Here is a 20,487-nt window from a genome sequence, read left to right as displayed (position 1 = left end):
ACACAAAGGAATATTTTCCTTTGTGCTTCTTGTTTATTATTTTAATATGCCCGACCCGGCTTTAGATATAACATCTGATTTTACATTTGATGATGAGCCGATGGAACCGTGCAATGACGGTGTCCAGCCGACGGACTGACTTAATCCGTTGGCGGCCGACGCGTTAATGGCGGCGCCGTTTAAAAGAGTGCCGTCTTCATGAAGCGCTTTTCCGCCGCTGAAGACGCTGATGACTTTATCAGCAGCCAGTCCCGGCACTTCAAAAACATTATTCTGGGCATATATTTTCGACGCGTGGCCCGCGCCCCACGCATAGCTGAACGGGTATGCGGCGCTTTTAGAGCCTGCGTAAAAATTATTATAAATATGAACCTGCCCGTACCGGACCCGCGGTGCGCGCTGGACGATGTTCTGGTAATAGTTATGGTGAAGGGTCACCTTCAGTTTTCCTTCATCCGACGTCTTGCTGTCGCTGTTTCCGATGACGGAGCCTTTGTCATGGTCATGATATTTATTATAGGATAATGTAATATAATTCGCCCCGTTGGCTATATCCGTCTGGCCGTCATGGTGCTGATATTTTCTCCCGTAATAGTAGGGAAAACCGCTGTCGGGATTCGATCCGTCATTAAAGGTGCAATGATCGATCCAGATGTGCGTCGCGCCGTTAATGGTGATATTGTCATATTCCGAGTTCCAGTTGCCGCTGCTGCCGTCCGTCGGGTCCCATTGCGGAAAATAGTCGTAAGCGTCTTGAAATTCAATGTTGCGGATGATGACATTGTCGACGCCGTTCTTAATATTAAAATTCCCGCCTGTCACTTTGGCATTTGAACCCGAGCCGATGATCGTCGTATTTGAAGGAATGTCAACCACGACCCGTGCCTTCTGGTTTTTTTGCGATCGCTGTCTGGCGTCTTCCTGGGTGCCTGACGGCGCTTTTTTTCCCCATTTGTCCGGGTCGTACGCCTTCAGATAGGCGTTCGGATCATATGCCGGATCTTTATAATCATCAAAGCCGAGCGTTTTATTGCGGTCGTCCGTATTCATATTGATTGTGCCTTGTATGTAAATAATCTTCGGTGTGCTGTTGGCGCTTCCCCCTAATGCAGAAACGAGCTGCTGTCTGTTTGATACGGTGTATACATTCGATGAAGAGGCTTTCGCGCCGCCGGTTGTCCCGCCGGAAGCGGCTCCCCAGCCGTCATTTGTTCCTAACGTCTGCCGTCCCAGATCAGCGGCATAGACGTCCGCAGGGATCATACATAAACAAACCGCCAGCATAAATAACATTTTTTTCATGAATTGTGCTCCTCCTGATTCTTTGTTCCAATTTATTACAATCGAATTGTATCAAATCAGTTGAGAAACAGCACCGAAAATGTACAGAATGTGCCTTTCGGTTTTATTGCGGAAACCGCAAAAAAATCCCAAGGGACCGAAAACCCCTTGGGATCTGTTCAGCTTACGCCCATGATTTTACTTTTTCGTTATCCGTGACAAACAGAAGAACTTTTCCTTCATCTAAGCGCTTTTCAAATTGTGATGCTTCCTCTTCCGAAAAGCCGATTTCGTGAATTTTGTTGCGGAGCTCGTCGCCTTTTTTATTAAACATATTGCCGACCGCGTGTTTAATGCCCGTTTCTTTCGCTCCGATGGTATTGACATCAGTATTATCGGCCAGGCGGTCCGTTCTGTCGTCATCATGAGAAAGCACATATACGTCTTCTTTTGCGACACCCAATTGCTGAAGCTCTTTTACGTCCTGCATCAGTTTTTGATCATTTGTATATTCTCTTACTACCGGTTTCATTGATAAGTCCTCCCTTTTGTTTTGTATATTGGATGTTTACCCGATCAATCAAGGATCAAACAAAAGAAAGAGAGTTCAGTGGGAAAACGGGCAGATTGTCGGTGGATATTTTCTGGCGGGACATGTTACAGTAGAAAAAGCAACTTTTATCAGAAAAATAAAAATCTTCATGAGCCGATTAAGCAGGGAGGTGGTTCCTATTCATTACTTTTCACCGGAACAGCGATTTAACGCTTGGGTTGTCAGTGATTTAGTGAAGCAGGTATTCCGCCGGCATACCCGCTGCCCGGATGGAATAAAAGAGCTTACGGCCTTTGCTGAAGATACTTTTCATATTAATATCGATTTCGTTTTCTCTATCATTATCAATATCGGTGATATCGAATCCGTTCTGCCGAAAGAAATTGAAAATAGGCTGGGTTCTTATCTGACCGCGCTTCAGCCCGTCGTTACCGCTGACATGCTTCATTCTTCAAAAACGAATGCCTATGAATATTTGGAACATGAGAAAAACACCGATGTGTACCGGTTATTCTATTAAATATGCATATAAGGAAAGAAGGGCCCTGGGCCCTTCTTTTTTTATGACCGTTGACGGTTTGATTTTGTAATCGGGAAATGGTTCGTGTTACATTTGGAACAACCACTTATCTTGAAGGAGGATTCAGTATGCCGAATCATCAGCAGCAAATTCAATTGGCAAGACGCCCCAAAGGCGTTCCCGCCCATGACGATTTCCGCTTTGAAACGATTGCCGTGCCCGAACCGAAAGACGGCGAAGTGCTTGTGAAAACGAGTTATGTGTCCGTTGATCCGTACATGCGCGGACGGATGCAGGATACAAAATCATATGTAGAGCCGTTCGCTTTAGATGAAGCCATAACAGGCGGAGTGATTGCCGAGGTTCTGACAGACGGCGATAAGCTGAAAAAAGGAGATGTTGTGATCGGAAATCTCGCGTGGCAGGAATATTCAGCCGTCAATGAGTCCGCCCTCCGCAAGTTGGATACGGATATCGCACCCGCCCAGGCGTATCTTGGCATTTTAGGGATGACCGGACTGACCGCTTACTTCGGGCTGCTTGATATCGGCCGTCCGAAAAAAGGCGAAACCGTCGTCGTTTCAGGCGCGGCGGGCGCCGTCGGCTCAACAGTCGGACAGATTGCCAAAATCAAAGGCGCGCGGGTTGTCGGCATCGCCGGATCTGATGAAAAAATCGCGTATTTGACAGAGGAGCTTCAATTTGATGAAGCCATTAATTACAAAACGGCGGATGATATTCAAAAAGCGCTGGAACAGGCATGTCCTGACGGCGTCGATGTCTATTTTGACAATGTCGGCGGACCGATTTCAGATGCGGTGATAAACCTGCTGAATGAATTCGCCCGCATTCCGGTATGCGGAGCGATCTCATCGTACAATACCGAAAGTGAAGAAGAAGACATGGGCCCCCGCGTCCAGCCGAAGCTGATCAAAACAAAAGCGCTGATGCAGGGATTCATCGTCAGTGATTATGCTGACCGCTTTTCCGAAGGTGCGAAACAATTGGCCGAATGGCTTAAGGACGGAAAGCTTCATTATGAAGAAACGATTACGGAAGGATTCAGCAATATTCCTGACGCGTTCCTCGGCCTGTTTAAAGGAGAAAACAAAGGCAAACAGATCATCAAAGTCAGTGATCCAAGTTAACATGATGATGAAAAAAAGGAGGGCTTTGTCCCCTCCTTTTCTTCTTTTTCGGATCAGCCGCGAAGAATCAAAGTAAGAAAGCCGTCTTCACCAGGCTCCGTATCTTCCAAAGTGAATCCCGCTGCTTGAAAGCAGGCTAAACTGATTTGATTGTCTTTTTCGATGCTTGCCGCCCATTCCCGCACGCTACTAACATCAGGATCAGTCAGCAGTTTTTGCAAGATCTGTTTTCCGTACCCTTGAAGCTGGTACAAAGGATTGACGATCAATCCGATATACGCCCGCTCCTCCACAAACTCTATAGAGACCATGCCTGCCGGACACTCCCCGTCATATGCCATAATGACAGTATCGTCTTCATCTTTATTCAATCGTGCATACCATGCGTCTAATGGCAGCATCGCACCCATTCTCCGTTTGATAATATCGTTCTTAAACCAGTGTTCAAGTATTTTCAGCTCACGTTCCTTCAATATTTGAAATCTGTCTATTGAAACCATCTTCCCGCCCCCGCCTGAACCTTTTCTATTATTTTACAACAAAAAAACGAAGGGCTTCCCGCCCTCCGTTTCTTATTTCTCAGATAATTTTCCGCCTGAATAAACGGCCTCTTTCAGCGCAATTCCGAGTGATTTGGCCATTTTTTTCAATTTGGATTCTTCCATCGGCGTGACAAGGCTGAGTACGGTTCCTTCTTTACCGGCCCGCCCCGTCCGGCCTGATCTGTGAATGTACCCGTCTTCATTCGGGATGTCCGCGTGAATGACGTACGGAAGATCATCGATATCGAGTCCGCGCGCCGCAATGTCAGTGGCCAGAAGCAGCGGAAATTCTCCCCGTTCAAACGCTGATAATATCTTTGCCCGCTCCATTTTTTTCGCTTCTCCATGCAGAATGCCGAGATCCACGTGGTGATAGGCGAGTTTTTCCGCATAGACGCTTAAATTTCCGATATCTCTGACGAACACGAGCGCCTGCATGCCGTTCAGCCGTGACAGCTTTTGCAATAGCTTTACTTTATCCCGCTGATCGCAGACGAGATATTGATGTGTGACGCGCGCTTTTTCCGCCGTATTCCGCTCCACTTTCAAAACGGCCGGTTCGTGCGCGATGGTATTCAGCACTTGTTCTGTTTCCGGCTGCAGCGTAGCGGAAAAGCTTAAAAGCTGTCGGTCTTTCAGCGTCGTTTTAATGATTTTTTTCATCGTTTCGCGGTGTTCCTGTGTCACGAGCTGATCCGCTTCATCAAGAACGATCGTCTTGACTTCATGCATTTTCAGCTTTTTCGCCTGAATCAATTCGAGCACCCTGCCCGGTGTGCCGGCAATGATATGCGGTTTATTTTTGAGCTTCTCCACCTGCTTTTTCACGTTTGCCCCGCCGATCAAAGACAAAGCGCGAAGATCGGAGCCTTTTTTCCAATCCTGAATCACTTGAAAAATCTGCATCACAAGCTCGCGGGACGGCGCTAAAATGATCACTTGCGGATGTTTCTGTTCCGGGTTGATCCGCTCCAGAACCGGAAGCGTGTACGCCAATGTTTTTCCCGTTCCCGTCGGGGATTCGGCAATGACGTCTTTCCCTTCCATGATCACCTGAGCGGCTTTTTCCTGAATAACGGTCGGCTCCTGAAAACCTGAGGCCTCCCAGTTTTCGGCGATAAATGGTTGTGTATGCTGTAAAAATGGCCATGTTTGGGTCATGTCGTTCTCCTCAATTCTTAAAATCTACTCCATAGTATCTCAAATGCACGCGCCAAACGCAATTTTCTTTTTCCTTCCAAGCCTTTTAACAAACGGTCTCCTCCTTTATAATCATAAATGAGAAAGACACATGATAAAAAATGCGTGTCTGATAACGATAGAGGTGTAATGATGAGTATTTTATCCGTAAAAGATTTAAGCCACGGCTTTGGTGATCGTGCGCTTTTTAACAATGTATCGTTCCGTCTTTTAAAAGGGGAGCACGTCGGCTTAATCGGAGCAAACGGCGAAGGTAAATCAACGTTTATGAATATTATTACCGGAAAGCTTGAGCCTGATGAGGGTAAAGTTGAATGGGCGAAAAACGTGCGCGTCGGCTACCTCGATCAGCATACCGTGCTCGAAAAAGGAAAAACGATCCGCGACGTGCTGAAAGATGCGTTCCATTACTTATTTGCAATGGAAGAGGAAATGAATGAGATTTACAACAAAATGGGCGAAGCGGACCCTGATGAGCTTGAGCAGCTGCTTGAAGATGTCGGTGTCATTCAAGACGCCTTGACTAATAATGATTTCTACGTGATTGACAGCAAAGTTGAAGAAATCGCCCGCGGTCTCGGCCTGCAGGATGTCGGACTTGACCGCGACGTCACTGATTTAAGCGGCGGACAGCGGACGAAAGTACTGCTCGCCAAGCTGCTTTTAGAAAAACCGGAAATCCTTCTGTTGGACGAACCGACCAACTACCTTGATGAACAGCATATTGAATGGCTGAAACGCTATTTGCAGGAATATGAAAATGCGTTCATCTTAATTTCTCACGACATTCCGTTTTTAAACAGCGTGATCAATTTGATTTATCATGTGGAAAATCAGGAGCTGACTCGTTATGTCGGCGACTACCATCAGTTTATGGAAGTCTACGAAGTGAAAAAACAGCAGCTCGAAGCCGCCTATAAAAAACAGCAGCAGGAAGTGGCTGAGCTGAAAGATTTCGTCGCCCGCAACAAAGCGCGGGTCAGCACCAGAAATATGGCGATGTCCCGCCAGAAAAAGCTTGATAAGATGGATATGATCGAACTGGCGGCCGAAAAACCGAAACCGGAATTCCATTTCAAGCCTGCGAGAACGTCAGGCAAGCTCATTTTTGAAACGAAGGACTTAGTCATCGGCTACGATACTCCGCTGTCACGCCCGCTCAATCTCAGAATGGAGCGCGGACAGAAAGTCGCCCTGTACGGCGCAAACGGCATCGGGAAGACGACGCTGTTAAAGAGCCTGCTCGGTGAAATCCAGCCGCTGGAAGGCACGGTGGAACGGGGCGAGCATCAATACACGGGCTATTTCGAGCAGGAAGTGAAAGAAACCAATAACAATACGTGCATCGAAGAAGTGTGGAGCGAATTTCCTTCCTTTACCCAGTACGAAATCCGCGCCGCCCTCGCCAAATGCGGCCTGACGACCAAACACATTGAAAGCCGCGTCTCCGTTCTCAGCGGAGGAGAAAAAGCGAAGGTCAGACTGTGCAAACTGATCAATTCAGAAACAAACCTGCTCGTGCTTGACGAACCGACAAACCACCTGGATGTCGATGCGAAAGAAGAGCTGAAACGCGCGCTGAAAGAATACAAAGGCTCCATTCTGCTGATTTCCCACGAACCCGAGTTCTACATGGATATCGCGACGGAAACATGGAATTGTGAATCTTGGACGACGAAAGTGCTGTAAACACAAAAAGGAACTCCCGCCCATGCGGAAGTTCCTTTTTTCTTAATGTCCGGCTTTTATTCCGGCGAGATGTTTGCGTCCCATGAGAAGGACAAGCATGCCGACAAAAACGACGATCCCGCCTACTGTATATGGAGTGCTTGCGGTGAAGTGTTCTGACAGCATCCCCGCAATCCACGGAGCGAGCGCACCACCGATAAAACGGACTGAGCTGTAGGCTGAAGACGCGATTGAACGTTCAACCGGCGCAGAACCCATCACAGCGGTTGTCATGATCGTATTCACCATACCGAGAACAGCACCGGCGACAACGATACACGTAATGATCAACGTCTGATGGTCAGTCCAGATCCCCATGACGATGAGAATGACCGCAAAGGCGATAAAGAGAACGACGAGCGAACCCACTGTTCCCAGCGCTTTGTGCACGAGCGGCGCCGTAAAGACTGACGTAATTGCCAGCAATAAACCCCAGCCGAAGAAGACGTATCCAAGGCCGTGTTCATCTAAATCCAGCACGAACGGAGAATAAGCAAGCAAAATAAAAAATCCAAAGTTGTATAAGAATGCAGATACTGCCATTGTCAAAAGGCCTTTATATTTGAGCGCCTTCATCGCATCAAACACACCGACGCGTTTCGCCGGTTTCGGCAGCTTCGGCAGCATGAGTGAAATCGCGCAAAGCGCTATGAACATGAGGACAGACACTCCGAAGAACGGAGCGCGCCATGAGATGCTGCCAAGCTCTCCGCCTGCAAGCGGCCCGACGGAAATCCCCAAGCCGAGTGCAGCCTCATACAGAATAATGGCTTTGGCGCTGCCGCCTACGGATACCCCGACAATGACGGCAAGCGCGGTTGAAATAAAGAGAGCATTCCCAAGCCCCCAGCCGCCGCGATAGCCGACAAGCTGAGCGATTGAACTTGAGCTTCCGCCGAGGGCGGCAAACACGATGATAAAAATAAGTCCGAGAAGCAGCGTCCATTTTGCGCCGATCCGGCTTGAAATCGCGCCGGAGAAAAACATCATAAAACCGGTAACGAGCAAATAACTTGTAAATAACAGAGATACTTCACTAGGTGAAGCATGTAATTGTGCGGCGATCGCCGGAAGAATCGGATCGACAAGACCGATTCCCATAAAGGAAATAACACAGGCAAACGCAACCGCCCAAACGGCTTTCGGCTGGCTGAATAAGCCTGTTTTCTGTTGTGATGATGTATCCATTTGACCAGACCTCCTGTTTCATCCATTAAAAGAAACGCTATATCCATAGCGTTTACAGCAAAATCATTCGATTGATTGAATGGCGCGGTCAGCTTTTTCTTTCATTCCGTTAAGGCGCGTTTTAAAATGCTGAAATGTGCTGATCTTCTCATCAATCATCTCAAGCTGGTGGTTCAAAGCCTGCTGAATCTCTTCCAGCTTTTCTTTCCGTTCCTTCGGATCCAGTGACAACAAGTACCCCTCTTTGTTTAATTCCAGCTGACGGCTCATCTCCATAAACTGCTGAAGCTCCTGAAGGGAAAAACCGAGCACTTCTTTTGTGCTGGTGACTTTTTCGAGCTCCTCCATATCATCTTCAGAGTATAGCCGGACGCCGCCTTCTGTCCGTTTAGGAGCAGGAATCAAACCAATCTCCTCGTAAAAACGAATGGTTCGTTTTGTCAATCCGCTTCGCTTGGCAACTTGATCAATCTTCATCCATTCCAAGGTGAATCCCCCTCTTGTCGTATCTGTTTCTATTATACACCATTTGAACCTTAACGTAAACGTTAACTTTTTATGCCTGATAAACTTTGCTTGGACAAAACGTTTGTCTTTAAAGCGCCGGGAGACATCTGTGTAAGATAAAAAAAGCCGGTATGACCCGCCATCTTCTCGGAGGCCGTACCGGCTTTTCTTAATTCTCAAGTTCTTCAATCATCAGTGACAATTCGGTCCAGCGCTCCATCGCCGCTTCAAGCTCTTCAGCCGTTTTTGCCTGTTCGGCCATCAGTTCTTGAATCTTTCCGAAATCACTTCCCGCTTCAGCGATTTCCGCTTCCAGACGCTGATGCTTTCCTTCAAGGCCGGCGATTTTGTCTTCGATGCCGTCCCATTCGATCTGATCCTTATATGAAAGCTTTTTGCGCTTTTTCTTCGGCTCTTCCTCCGCCTTTTTCTCTTCGGCCGGCTGTTTTACCGCCGTCTTCTTCGCTTTTGCGTGTTCCATGTATTCACTGTACGAACCTTGGAAACGGGAAATGACACCTTGTCCTTCAAATACGATCAGGCGGTCAATGACGCGGTCAAGGAAATAGCGGTCATGGGATACGGTGATGACGACGCCTGGGAACTGTTCGATATAATCTTCGAGCACGCTTAATGTTTCCGTGTCCAGATCATTGGTCGGCTCATCTAAAAACAGCACATTCGGTTCCTGCATCAGTACATTCAGCAAGTACAGACGGCGCTTTTCCCCGCCCGACAGCTTTCTGATATACGTCTGCTGCATCGGACGCGGGAACAGAAAACGCTCAAGCATTTGTTCTGCGGTGATGACATCGCCTTCCGCCGTTTTGACGATTTCAGCCGTCTCTTTTATATATTCAATGACTTTCATATCGCCGTTCATTTCGCTGTGGTCCTGGGTGTAGTAGCCGATCCGGACCGTCTGCCCGATGATGATATTGCCGCTGTCAGGCTGAATTCTGCCGGCGAGGCTGTTTAAAAGTGTCGTTTTCCCGATTCCGTTCGGCCCGATGATGCCGATTCGTTCCCCCGGGATGACAAGCTCATTAAACCGGCTGATCAGCGCTTGGCCGTTATAGGTAATGGTGACGTTATCGGCTTCGATCACCTGTTTTCCGAGACGGTGGGAGCCGATCGCGAAATCGAGTGATCCGGAGACTGCCGGCCCTTTTTGCTCTTTGAGCGCCTCCGCTCTGTCCACTCTCGCTTTTTGTTTCGTCGAGCGCGCTTTCGCCCCTCTTCTGAGCCACGCCAATTCGCGGCGCAGGAGGTTTTGACGTTTTGTTTCTTTCTGCTCCGCCAGCGCTTCCCGTTCGGCCCGTTTTTCCAGGAATACTTCATAGTTTCCTTTATACGTATAAAGGCTGCCTCTCTCAAGCTCGTAAATTCTGTTCGTCACCCTGTTCAGAAAATATCTGTCGTGCGTGACAAGCATAACGGCGCCCGGATATTGCGATAAGTAGCCTTCCAGCCATTCAATCGTTTCATTGTCCAAGTGGTTTGTCGGTTCATCCAAAATCAGCAGGTCGGCCGGCTGGATGACGTTTTTCGCAATCGCGACGCGCTTTCTCTGGCCGCCGGACAGCTCACTGACATCCTTCATCAGATCGGTGACGCCAAGTTTGGTTAAAACCGTTTTGGCTAACGTATTCGCCTCCCACGCATCATTCGCGTCCATTCGGGCCTGCGCATCAAGCAGCTGTTTCTGGCGCTGGTCATTTTCCGGTTCTTCATTCAGCGCCTGAAGCGCTTTTTCGTATTCTCTCATCGTTCTCATGACGGCTGATCCACCGGAATAAATATGCTCAAGTACGGTTTGTCCGGCCGGAAGATCAGGGTCCTGATGCAAAAACTCAATATGCACGTTTCCTGAAGCCGTAATCTCGCCTTCCTCCGTTGATTCAAGGCCGGCAATGGTTTTCAGAAGCGTAGACTTCCCCGTTCCGTTCGGGCCGATTAAACCGATTCTTTCATTCTCTTCAATATGAAAGGAGATATGGTCGAATAATGTCTTATCTCCGTATGTTTTATAAAGGTTTTCCGCTTTTATGATGCTCATGGTTCCTATCAATCCTCACGTAAGTTCATGTGTTCATTTTAAATCAGGCGCTGGAATAAAACTAGTAAAAGGACAGACAAATTTCTTGGAAGAGATCATTTTGTCCGAAGAATGTTTCCGCCTCTCCTTTTATACACTGGAGGGGAAGAGGTGATGACATGATCAGCGTCAGTTTGTGCGTTATCGTGAAAAACGAAGAGGAAGTGCTTGCGGGCTGTCTTGATTCCGTCAAAGACATTGCGGATGAAATTGTGATTGCTGATACGGGCTCGACCGACCGGACGAAAGAAATCGCGGCCCGTTATACGGATAAGATTTATGATTTTGAATGGATCGATCACTTTGCGGCCGCCCGTAACTTTGTGTTTTCGAAAGCGGAAATGGATTATATTCTGTGGCTGGACGCCGACGATATATTGACGGAAAAGGACCGTGAAAAGCTGATTGAACTGAAGGCGTCGCTTTCAAAAGAGGTGGACGCGGTATCCATGTATTATCACGTCGGCTTTGATGCTCGGGGAGAGGTCAGCTTCAGATACCGCCGCAACCGTCTCGTCAAGCGTGAAAAAGGATTCCGCTGGATCGGAGCCGTGCATGAGTATCTTGAAGTATACGGAAACATCATAGAAACCGATATTGCCGTCACACACCGGAAATCCGCGAAAAAGCACTCGCCTCCCTCAGACCGCAACTTGAAGATTTATGAGAAAATGGCGGAAAACAGTGAAACGATGACACCGCGCGATTTGTTTTACTTCGCGAATGAATTAAAGGATCACGGCCAGTATCAGCGCGCCATCACGTATTATCACCATTTTCTTTCCACAAAACAGTGCTGGATCGAAGACGAGATCAGAACGTGCCAATATCTATCCGATTGCTACAGGGCGGTCGGCCATGAAGAGGCCGCCATGACGTCTCTCTTAAAATCATTTCTGATCGATTGTCCGCGGCCGGAGTTCTGCTGCAGGCTCGGCGACTATTTTGCGGAGAAACGGCAATACCGGCAGGGCGTGTTTTGGTATGAGCTCGCCCTATCCGCCAAAAGCAGTGATGCAGGCTTTACCCAACTCGAATATTCCACCTGGTATCCCCATCTTCAGCTCTGCGTCTGCCACTGGCAGCTCGGCGACAGAGAAAAAGCGAAGATTCATAACGACAAAGCCGCCTCCTATCATCCGTCACATCCGAGTGTCCTGTATAATCAAAACGTGCTCGGCACATAACATCAAAAAAAGAGCTGCCCCGTATGAAGGGCAGCTCCTTATTGATTACGCTGTCGGAATTCCTCCGCTTACACTGTAAATTTGGGATGTCACATAGCTCGATTCTTCTGAGGCCAAAAAGACATAAATCCCTGCTAGCTCCGCCGGCTGTCCGGCGCGCTTTAATGGAACGGCCGGTGTTTCCTTGCCGAATTTCGGAATGTTTTCACCGGGCTGTCCTCCCGAAATCTGCAGAGGCGTCCAGATCGGCCCCGGCGCTACCGAGTTGACTCTGATTCCTTTATTCGCCAGCTGTTTTCCTAAGCCGACAGTAAAACCGATAATGGCATGTTTCGTCGCGGCATAATCCAACAGCATCGGGCTTGGATTATACCCTTCTACGGACGTTGTCGTGATAATAGACGCGCCTTCCGGCAGATACGGAAGCGCGGCTTTGACGAGCCAATACAGCGAGAATACGTTGACTTCAAATGTTTGATAGATTTGTTCTGTGGCAAGATCGCTGATATCATCCACTGCCTGCTGTTTGCCGGCGACAAGAGCGAGCGTGTCAAGACCGCCAAGCTCTTGATACGCTTTTTCCGCCAATTCTCCGCAAAACGCTTCATCGCTTAAATCTCCCGGCAGCAGAACGGCTTTTCTTCCCTCTTTTTCAATTAACGCTTTCACTTCTTCAGCATCCGGCTGTTCCTCAGGCAGATAGTTAATCGCCACATCCGCCCCTTCCCGGGCATAAGCAATCGCGGCGGCCCGGCCGATACCTGAATCGCCGCCGGTGACGAGGGCTTTTCTTCCCTTCAGCTTTCCGGCTCCTTTATAGCTTGTTTCACCGCAGTCCGGCACAGGCTTCATCTCTTTCTGCAAACCGGGCGGTTCTTGATATTGTTTTGGAAATTCATCATGATCATATTTCGTCAGCGGGTTGTGCAGATTTGCATCAGACATACAAGACTCTCCTTTATCATTGGTGATGTATTCGTATGTGTACCCCTGAGCATGACGGATCAAACGTGTAAGTGCAGTTTCCGATTGGTAAAGGGAAAACAAAAAAGGAGCCCGTAAGCTCCCTTTTTTTATGACTCTCCGAGTACGTTTTCAGCCATTTTCGCTAAATGCTGGGCGCTTCCCGAAATTTCCTGCATCGTGGCAGAAATTTGTTCAACCGCCGCCGCTTGGCCGTTTGTGTTCTGGTTGATGGATTCAATAGAGTCCTCCAGCCCTTTCAGCAGGCTGTGGATTTTTTTCGTAATCTGGTCAATTTGGCCGACGTTGTCTTTTGAATGAGTGGCAAGCTTGCGGATCTCATCCGCCACCACGGAAAAGCCCTTGCCGGATTCTCCTGCTCTCGCGGCTTCAATGGCCGCATTCAAACCGAGCAGATTGCTTTGATCCGAGATGCCCTTGACAGTGACGGAAATGTCGGCGATTTCTCCCGCGCTTTCACTGACTTGTTTCGCCTGAGCGGAAATTCCGGTCATCTGTGCTGAGAAACCGCTGATGGATTCTGAGATATCCGCGATGGCCGAAGCGGTCTGTTCCACGACGGCGGACAGGCTTTCAGCGACATCATGAAGCTTGGCTGATTTTTCAAGGCTCGTGCCGAGACCGACGCCGCCGATGACTTTTCCGTTTTCATCGTGAAGCGGAATCGCTCTGGCGATCAGCGGAAATCCGAACAGCTCTTTCGGCACCATGCTTGTCTTCTTCTGATTCATGCGGATCGCGTCTGTAATGATGTCCCCTTTTTGCAGCGGGTCTCCCGGCTTTACATTAAGAGAAAACGTTTTAGCCGGAATATTCACGATTAATTTTTCTGTATCATAAATTCCGATGGTGATGTCATCTTGGATCAGGCTGTTTAAAAAAGGCGCAACTTTGACAAATGCGTCAAGCAGGCTGTGCGTTTGCTGCTCCGTCTGTATACTCATTTCTTTCACTCCTTCTTAATATGGGAATTGCCGTTTTTCATGCTGAACCGAAATCCATTTCAGCGTGGTGAATTCTTCAAGGCTCCATTCGCCGTTCAGCCTGCCGAGACCTGATTGCTTCTCGCCGCCGAACGCGACGTTCGGTTCATCATTAATGGTCGTATCGTTGACGTGAATCATGCCGGTTTCGATCCGCTTAGCAAACTCAACGCCGCGCTCGACGTTTGCCGTATGCACGGCTCCGCTTAAACCGAACGGTGTCGCGTTTGCGATGCTTACCGCTTCATCCTCCGTTTCAAACGGCATGATGCAGACGGCCGGTCCGAACAGCTCCTCCTTCGCAATGCTCATCTCAGGTTTCACATCTTTTAAAATGACGGGCTCAGCGACCGTTCCGCTGAATCGGCCGGACAGCACCGGAACCGCTCCCTCTTCTATCGCTTTTTCGACAGACCGTCTCAAACCTTCCGCCTGTCTCTCATTGATTAAAGGGCCGATAACCGTATCAGGGTCCATCGGATCGCCGACTTTCAGCGATGACACTTTCGCTTCGTAAAGCTCTGTAAATTTGTCATATACAGATGTGTGAACGAGCACGCGGTTCGCCGACATACAGATCTGGCCTTGATGCGTAAACCGGCTGAATACGGCCGCATTGACGGCGTATTCAAGATCAGCATCCTCAAGCACGATCAGCGCGCTGTTTCCGCCAAGCTCCAACAGCGGTTTTTTAAAGTGTTTGACCGCAAGCTGTCCGATATAGCTGCCCACTCCGGTTGAGCCTGTAAATGAGATTATCCGCGGGACGGGATGCTCAACAAAGCTGTCGCCGATCTCCCCGATATCCGTCACGATAACATTCAGCAGCCCGTCCGGTACGCCGGCCGCTTCAAAAATTTTCGCGATAAGCGTTCCGCCGCAGATCGGTGTTTCTTCATGAGGCTTCAGCACGACGCCGTTCCCCGCGCCCAGTGCCGGCGCAACAGATTTCATCGAAAGGAAAAACGGGAAATTAAACGGGCTGATCACCCCCACGACTCCGGCGGGTATTCTGTACAGCCTGTTTTCTTTTCCGTCAATCGTGGACGGGAGAATTTTCCCTTCCATCCGCACCGGAAATGTTGCGGCTTCTTTTATCATATTTTTGACAAGTCCGATTTCAAACTCAGCCTTCAGCCGTGTTCCGCCAAGCTCCTCCATGATTAAGTAAATAATCGCTTCTTCGTGCTCTTCAATGAAAGAAACGGCTTTTTCCAAAATGGCCCGCTTTTTAAAAGGGTTTACTTTGTCCCATTCTTGTTTCGCAAGAGCCGCGGCGCGATATGCCGCATCCACGTCATCAGACGTCGCTTTTTGGAATGAGGTGATGACTTTTTGAGTATAAGGATTTCTGTTTTCCAATACGTTCCGGCTGCTCCCATCCCTCCATCGGCCGCCGATAAACTGCTTATTTAGTTCTTCATATTGAAACATGTAAAACATCTCCCTTTCACCGAAACTTGAAATTAGTTGATGAGTCATCTTTTGTATCGGTCTTAAGGTGAGAAAATTGAACTATTTCACAATAAAATTCCCGTTCCTTCCGTGCATCGACGCTTTTTAGCTTTGTCCTTTTAAAGTGGAAAATTCTTTAATTGACTGCGAGAAATTTCGACAATATAATACAAACGTCAGTGTATATAATGATAAGAATATTATGAATTTTCAGGAGGACCCATATGTCTTTACTATTTCGGAAAAAGCCGCTGGCCGACTTAAAGGCCCAGAGCAAACAGACCAGCCTGTCCCGCTCGTTAAGCGCTTTTGACTTGGTTTTGCTCGGAATCGGCTGTGTTGTCGGCACGGGGATTTTTGTGATTACCGGGACTGTGGCCGCGACAGGCGCAGGACCGGCTTTGATTCTGTCGTTTGTGCTCGCGGGCCTTGCCTGCGCGCTCGCCGCGTTTTGTTATGCGGAATTTTCTTCATCCATTCCGATTTCAGGCAGCGTATATACGTATTCATATGTCACTCTCGGGGAGTGTCTCGCGTTTTTAATCGGATGGGACTTAATGCTTGAATATGTCATCGCCCTCGCCGCCGTCGCAACCGGCTGGTCATCCTATTTCCAGTCGCTTCTTGCGGGCTTCGGGCTGCATCTTCCGGAGGCGCTGACCGCCGCACCCGGCAGCAAAACGGGTGCCGGGTTCAACCTGCCGGCCGTTATCATTATTTTGGTCATTACCGCGATTGTTTCAAGGGGCGTGAAAGAAAGCACCCGCTTTAACAATGTCATTGTATTGATGAAAATTGCGATCATTCTGCTGTTTATCATCGTCGGTTTCGGCTACGTGAAACCGGAAAACTGGTCGCCGTTTATGCCGTTCGGAATGAAAGGCGTCATCACGAGCGCCGCGACCGTTTTCTTCGCGTATCTCGGATTTGATGCCGTGTCAAACGCGTCGGAAGAAGTGAAAAACCCGCAGAAATCAATGCCGGTCGGAATCATCGGTGCGCTCGCCATCTGCACCGTCCTTTACATTACGGTATCGCTCGTCCTGACGGGAATGCTTTCGTACACTAAGCTGAATGTCGGAGATCCGGTATCTTTCGCGCTCCAATTTGTCGGCCAGAACAAGATAGCAGGCATTATTTCCGTCGGCGCGATTATCGGGATTACAACGGTCATGCTCGCTCTGCTTTACGCTCAGGTGCGCCTTACATTTGCGATGAGCAGAGACGGCCTTTTGCCCCGCATGTTTTCCAAGGTTCACCCGCGTTTTAAAACACCGTTTCAAAACACATGGGTGACGGGGATCGTTGCCGCCGGGATCGCGGGTTTTATTGATTTGGGAACCTTGGCGCATCTCGTCAACATGGGAACCTTGGCGGCCTTTACGGTCATTGCGATCGCCGTCATCGTTTTAAGAAAGAAACATCCGGAGATCAAATCTTCCTTCCGTGTTCCTTTCGTGCCTTTTGTGCCGATCATCAGCGCATGCTTATGCCTGTATCTCGCAAGCAGCCTGCCGGGCGTGACATGGCTCGCCTTTGTCATCTGGATCGCCGCCGGGATCGTCGTTTATATGATGTATTCGAGAAAACACAGTTTGTTAAATAAATAAAAAGGGAGGCTCTTTTTTCTGTTTGAGAAAGAAGAGCCTTTTTTGCACTTGATCATTCATTCACCTTATGAATAATATGGTGTATGCTTCGTTTACATAAAAAGGAGGAGAATCACTTTGGCAATTGCCGCCCCGCTTAAAGAAAAACCTGTCCATCGTCCCGAGACAACCATGTATTCTATTTTGTTCATTATCGGGATTTGTCATCTGCTGAACGATTCACTGCAAGCGGTGATTCCGGCGATGTTTCCGATTTTGGAACGTTCCATGAATCTTACATTTACGCAGCTCGGAATTATCGCCTTTACGCTGAATATGGTGTCTTCCGTGATGCAGCCCGTCATCGGCTGGTATACGGATAAACGCCCGATGCCGTATGCCTTGCCGCTCGGACTCACCGCAAGCATGCTCGGCATTTTAGGTCTCGCGTTCGCCCCGTCTTTTCTGACGATTTTATGCTGTGTCTTTTTTATCGGCCTTGGCTCCGCCGTCTTTCATCCTGAAGGATCGCGTGTCGCCTACATGGCCGCCGGCGAAAAGCGCGGCTTGGCGCAATCGATTTACCAAGTCGGAGGGAATACCGGCCAGGCGATGGCGCCCTTGATTACCGCGCTGATTCTCGTTCCGCTCGGTCAATTCGGCTCTGTCTGGTTTACGCTAGTCGCCGCAATCGCTGTTCTGTTTCTCATTTATATCGCCAAATGGTATAAAGGCCGCCTTATTCATTTGCGCGCCGTAAGTAAAAAATCACCGGCCTCCGCTGTGCAGACCGTGATTACAAAACCGATTATTCTCGCCCTTATCATGATTATCTTCTTAATTTTCGCGCGCTCCTGGTATGTGAGCGCGATCGGCAACTTTTATACGTTCTATGCGATGAATGCCTATCATGTCAGCATTCAGCAGGCACAGAGCTACATCTTCGTCTTTTTATTTTTCGGAGCTGTCGGAACGTTTCTCGGCGGGCCGCTTGCAGACCGTTTCGGAAAGCGGAACGTCATCATCGTTTCGATGATAGCATCGGCTCCCTTGACGATTTTCCTTCCGTTTGCGGGACCTGTCATCGCCTATGGCGTACTGGCGCTGATCGGTGTTGTTCTGATGTCCAGCTTCTCCGTGACTGTTGTCTACGCGCAGGAGCTTGTTCCAGGCAAAATCGGAACGATGTCAGGGCTTACGGTCGGGCTCGCCTTCGGAATGGGCGCGATCGGAGCCGTTGCGCTCGGAGCTCTTATTGATTCAGCGGGATTGACGCCGACCATGACTGCCGTCGCCTTTCTGCCCGTTTTAGGTCTGCTCGCCTTTGTCCTGCCGAGCGACAAAACATTAAAAGAATGGCATTCATAAAAATAATCCCTGCCGAAAAGGCAGGGATTTTATGTTTCAACCGTATAAAAATGAGTGTCAGGAACCGCATATTTCGGAATAAACCCGTCTCTGAAATCAGGAAACGCTTTTTGAATTTCATCAATCCATTTTTTTACGTTTTTGATGTACGGCACGTAAATCATATTGACTGTCGCCTCGTCATCAATGTGATAGTACCAGCATAGATTGAATTCGTTCTCCGTGACGAGCGTAAAGCCTGAAAAATGATAAAAAATCAGCGGGGTGTCATTGACATATACAGCCCCGCCGCGCAGGCTGACGTCATATTGCTCAATATTCCACAGCGCCGCATTCGCGCCGATCGACTCCGTGACATGAACGTGTTCAAACTGCGCGGGCCACTTTTCAACATACCTTTGATCACCGTATGTCTTTTTTTCTTCATTCATCTCCACCGTACAATAGGAGATGCAATCCTGCCTCCACTGCCAGACCGCCCGATACGCTTCCCCGGTATTCCGCGCGCCGACAAACCCGGTGTTGTACTGCCCTGTCAGCTTGTAATAAGACGCAAACCGTTCTGAATTGCGGTGATCCGTCAGAAAAAGGGAAGCATCCGGCTTTTCCGCAAACAGCTCGCCCGCATCTGAGAAGAAAAAGAGATCGGTGTCCAAGTGGGCAAAATATTCGGCTTCATCATACTCTGTCATCACATGGAACAGAAATGCCGGTTTCAGCGTCCAGCAATATTCATGAAACGTCCGTCCGCCCTTTGCTTCAAGCAGCTCCGGGTCCTCCATTTCATGGAGCTGAACCGCCGTGACATGTTCCCACGGCACCTGCTGAAGCAGTTCGTACGCTTTCTGGTCGACACACAGCACATACAGATGAAAATCCCGGCAATGCTCATGGAGAGAATGAATCATCGGCATCAGTTTAAAGATATGCGTTCTGGAAACAATGGTTGAAAAATGATATTTACTCACCATATCACATCCAATTTATTTAAGATCCACATGCAGTAAATCAGCAGCCAGCGCTTTGAACGCCCTTGCAAAGTGCGTGACGCCCAGCTTTTTTTCCGCTTTTGCCAAAAGCTTTCCGACCTCCGGCAGATTGAAGCTATTCGCCGTGATCCGCGGGCTTTTCGTCTTCCAGTCCGGGTCGAGGTTGCGGTCTTTAACCGCGTGCAGCAGCTCGAGAAAAATGTGCAGCAGGCTTTCATATTTCTCATAATCAAGCAGCACTTCGATGTCTGCCATCATGCTGTTGGTTAACTCCGCGTCAAACGGGCCGTTAAACGCGAGGTGCACGTCAAGCGAATGAATGTCATTGTACTTGTCGCACATGTACGCGATATTCGCCCTGATATCATCAACGGAAGCGCAGTTGCTCGGATGCTCCTGATGGACGCTCATGATATCGCGCCGCAGCTGAAATCTCATTCCCGACTGATGAAGCCTGATGCCAAGATCATAATCTTCAAAGCCGTATCTGACAATGCCTTCATCAAACAGGCCGAGATCTGCCACGTGCTGTCGCTTGACTGACGAATTGTTCGTAATGAAAAAACGCCACGGCAGACGGTAGCCGTTCAAATCATCTCCGTATTTTTCCAAAATGCTTTTCAGCACACGGATAAAGTCGGTATCTAAATCAAAGCATTGGTCAAGAAAACTTCCGTCTCTGATATCACTTTCATCAAGGAGCGGCTCTTTATCGCCCGGCAGCTCTTCATACAGTTCGGCGAGTTTCTCTTTATGCTCTTTTTCAAAACGGTCATAATAAAAGCTGTAAATCCGCTTCCAGAACATACCGCATACGACAAGATCGTCCCGGTTCTCATGAGCCTTGATATGCTTCGCCACCAAATCCTTTTCGGCAAGCATATCGCTGTCATGGAAGATCAAAATATCGCCTCTGGCATTGCGGACCGCCTGATTCCGGCCGTAAGCGATCCCTCTGTTTTCTTTAATTCTCACAAAAATCAGCGGAAAATTCGCGCTGAATGATTCAAGCATGGATAAGGTTCCGTCTTCCGAACCGTTGTCAGCCACAATCACTTCGAACGGCTCTGTGCATTCCTGTTCATTCAGGGACAGCAGGCTGTTATAAAGCCGCTCCTTGGAATTATATGCGGGAACAATGACGCTTGCCTTCACTTTTCGTTCACT

Annotated in this window: 18 protein-coding genes; 6 read left to right on the top strand and 12 right to left on the bottom strand. The window is 48.7% G+C overall.

What is annotated here, in order from left to right:
* Positions 1-36 precede the first annotated feature (36 nt).
* Together NSQ37_RS09285 and NSQ37_RS09280 are read right to left on the bottom strand one after the other, a co-directional pair.
* A complete protein-coding gene (locus NSQ37_RS09285; RefSeq protein ID WP_032867519.1) occupies positions 37-1,302 on the bottom strand; it encodes a pectate lyase family protein in 1,266 nt (421 codons plus the stop codon).
* Positions 1,303-1,465: 163 nt separating this feature from the next.
* Positions 1,466-1,813 (bottom strand): general stress protein, encoded by a 348-nt coding sequence (locus tag NSQ37_RS09280; protein ID WP_003155650.1) that lies wholly within the window; start codon positions 1,811-1,813, stop codon positions 1,466-1,468.
* Positions 1,814-2,003: 190 nt separating this feature from the next.
* Here NSQ37_RS09280 and NSQ37_RS09275 point away from each other — a divergent pair, with 190 nt between their 5' ends.
* Together NSQ37_RS09275 and NSQ37_RS09270 are read left to right on the top strand one after the other, a co-directional pair.
* Positions 2,004-2,354, top strand: a complete 351-nt coding sequence (locus NSQ37_RS09275; RefSeq protein ID WP_007610002.1) for a DUF3212 family protein — start codon at positions 2,004-2,006, stop codon at positions 2,352-2,354.
* 128 nt (positions 2,355-2,482) lie between these two features.
* Entirely contained in the window at positions 2,483-3,502 is a 1,020-nt protein-coding gene (locus NSQ37_RS09270) for an NADP-dependent oxidoreductase (RefSeq protein WP_032867521.1), read from the top strand.
* Between the two features lie 53 nt (positions 3,503-3,555).
* On the opposite strand, the gene NSQ37_RS09265 is transcribed toward NSQ37_RS09270, so the two are convergent.
* Both NSQ37_RS09265 and NSQ37_RS09260 read right to left on the bottom strand, forming a co-directional pair.
* Positions 3,556-4,002: a GNAT family N-acetyltransferase gene (locus NSQ37_RS09265; RefSeq protein WP_032867523.1), complete on the bottom strand. Its 447-nt coding sequence runs from the start codon at positions 4,000-4,002 to the stop codon at positions 3,556-3,558.
* 72 nt (positions 4,003-4,074) lie between these two features.
* Positions 4,075-5,205, bottom strand: a complete 1,131-nt coding sequence (locus NSQ37_RS09260) for a DEAD/DEAH box helicase (RefSeq protein WP_032867526.1) — start codon at positions 5,203-5,205, stop codon at positions 4,075-4,077.
* 171 nt (positions 5,206-5,376) lie between these two features.
* On the opposite strand from NSQ37_RS09260, the gene NSQ37_RS09255 reads away from it, so the two are divergent.
* A complete protein-coding gene (locus NSQ37_RS09255) occupies positions 5,377-6,933 on the top strand; it encodes an ABC-F family ATP-binding cassette domain-containing protein (protein WP_012117051.1) in 1,557 nt (518 codons plus the stop codon).
* Positions 6,934-6,975: 42 nt separating this feature from the next.
* Here NSQ37_RS09255 and NSQ37_RS09250 read toward each other — a convergent pair whose 3' ends face one another.
* The 3 genes from NSQ37_RS09250 to NSQ37_RS09240 all read right to left on the bottom strand — a co-directional run bounded on the left by NSQ37_RS09250 (position 6,976) and on the right by NSQ37_RS09240 (position 10,726).
* A complete protein-coding gene (locus NSQ37_RS09250) occupies positions 6,976-8,160 on the bottom strand; it encodes an MFS transporter (protein WP_007408959.1) in 1,185 nt (394 codons plus the stop codon).
* Positions 8,161-8,223: 63 nt separating this feature from the next.
* Positions 8,224-8,646, bottom strand: a complete 423-nt coding sequence (locus NSQ37_RS09245; protein WP_012117050.1) for a MerR family transcriptional regulator — start codon at positions 8,644-8,646, stop codon at positions 8,224-8,226.
* A 190-nt stretch (positions 8,647-8,836) separates the two neighbouring features.
* Entirely contained in the window at positions 8,837-10,726 is a 1,890-nt protein-coding gene (locus tag NSQ37_RS09240; RefSeq protein WP_136396192.1) for an ABC-F family ATP-binding cassette domain-containing protein, read from the bottom strand.
* Positions 10,727-10,884: 158 nt separating this feature from the next.
* Here NSQ37_RS09240 and NSQ37_RS09235 point away from each other — a divergent pair, with 158 nt between their 5' ends.
* The gene (locus NSQ37_RS09235; RefSeq protein WP_020953937.1) at positions 10,885-11,952 is read left to right on the top strand and encodes a tetratricopeptide repeat-containing glycosyltransferase family 2 protein; all 1,068 of its coding nucleotides are present in this window, start codon (positions 10,885-10,887) and stop codon (positions 11,950-11,952) included.
* Positions 11,953-11,997: 45 nt separating this feature from the next.
* Here the strand turns inward: NSQ37_RS09235 and NSQ37_RS09230 are convergent, their stop codons facing one another.
* The 3 genes from NSQ37_RS09230 to NSQ37_RS09220 all read right to left on the bottom strand — a co-directional run bounded on the left by NSQ37_RS09230 (position 11,998) and on the right by NSQ37_RS09220 (position 15,353).
* Entirely contained in the window at positions 11,998-12,897 is a 900-nt protein-coding gene (locus tag NSQ37_RS09230) for an SDR family oxidoreductase (RefSeq protein WP_007408956.1), read from the bottom strand.
* A gap of 128 nt (positions 12,898-13,025) precedes the next feature.
* Positions 13,026-13,430 carry a methyl-accepting chemotaxis protein gene (locus NSQ37_RS21235; RefSeq protein ID WP_369878808.1) on the bottom strand — a complete coding sequence of 135 codons (405 nt, stop codon included), beginning with the start codon at positions 13,428-13,430 and terminating at the stop codon, positions 13,026-13,028.
* A 465-nt stretch (positions 13,431-13,895) separates the two neighbouring features.
* Positions 13,896-15,353 (bottom strand): aldehyde dehydrogenase family protein, encoded by a 1,458-nt coding sequence (locus NSQ37_RS09220; protein ID WP_007408954.1) that lies wholly within the window; start codon positions 15,351-15,353, stop codon positions 13,896-13,898.
* 245 nt (positions 15,354-15,598) lie between these two features.
* On the opposite strand from NSQ37_RS09220, the gene NSQ37_RS09215 reads away from it, so the two are divergent.
* Together NSQ37_RS09215 and NSQ37_RS09210 are read left to right on the top strand one after the other, a co-directional pair.
* The gene (locus NSQ37_RS09215; protein ID WP_012117046.1) at positions 15,599-16,984 is read left to right on the top strand and encodes an amino acid permease; all 1,386 of its coding nucleotides are present in this window, start codon (positions 15,599-15,601) and stop codon (positions 16,982-16,984) included.
* 117 nt (positions 16,985-17,101) lie between these two features.
* Entirely contained in the window at positions 17,102-18,331 is a 1,230-nt protein-coding gene (locus tag NSQ37_RS09210; protein ID WP_007408952.1) for an MFS transporter, read from the top strand.
* Positions 18,332-18,360: 29 nt separating this feature from the next.
* Here NSQ37_RS09210 and NSQ37_RS09205 read toward each other — a convergent pair whose 3' ends face one another.
* Both NSQ37_RS09205 and NSQ37_RS09200 read right to left on the bottom strand, forming a co-directional pair.
* Positions 18,361-19,299 (bottom strand): hypothetical protein, encoded by a 939-nt coding sequence (locus tag NSQ37_RS09205; protein WP_326365034.1) that lies wholly within the window; start codon positions 19,297-19,299, stop codon positions 18,361-18,363.
* A gap of 15 nt (positions 19,300-19,314) precedes the next feature.
* On the bottom strand, positions 19,315-20,475 hold the full coding sequence (locus NSQ37_RS09200; protein ID WP_007408950.1) for a glycosyltransferase family 2 protein: 1,161 nt from the start codon (positions 20,473-20,475) through the stop codon (positions 19,315-19,317).
* Between the last annotated feature and the right edge of the window lie 12 nt (positions 20,476-20,487).

The sequence above is a fragment of the Bacillus sp. FSL P4-0334 genome, from assembly GCF_038004825.1.
In the GTDB taxonomy this organism is placed as follows: Bacteria; Bacillota; Bacilli; order Bacillales; family Bacillaceae; genus Bacillus; species Bacillus velezensis.
This window is presented reverse-complemented; position numbering and strand designations above follow the sequence as displayed.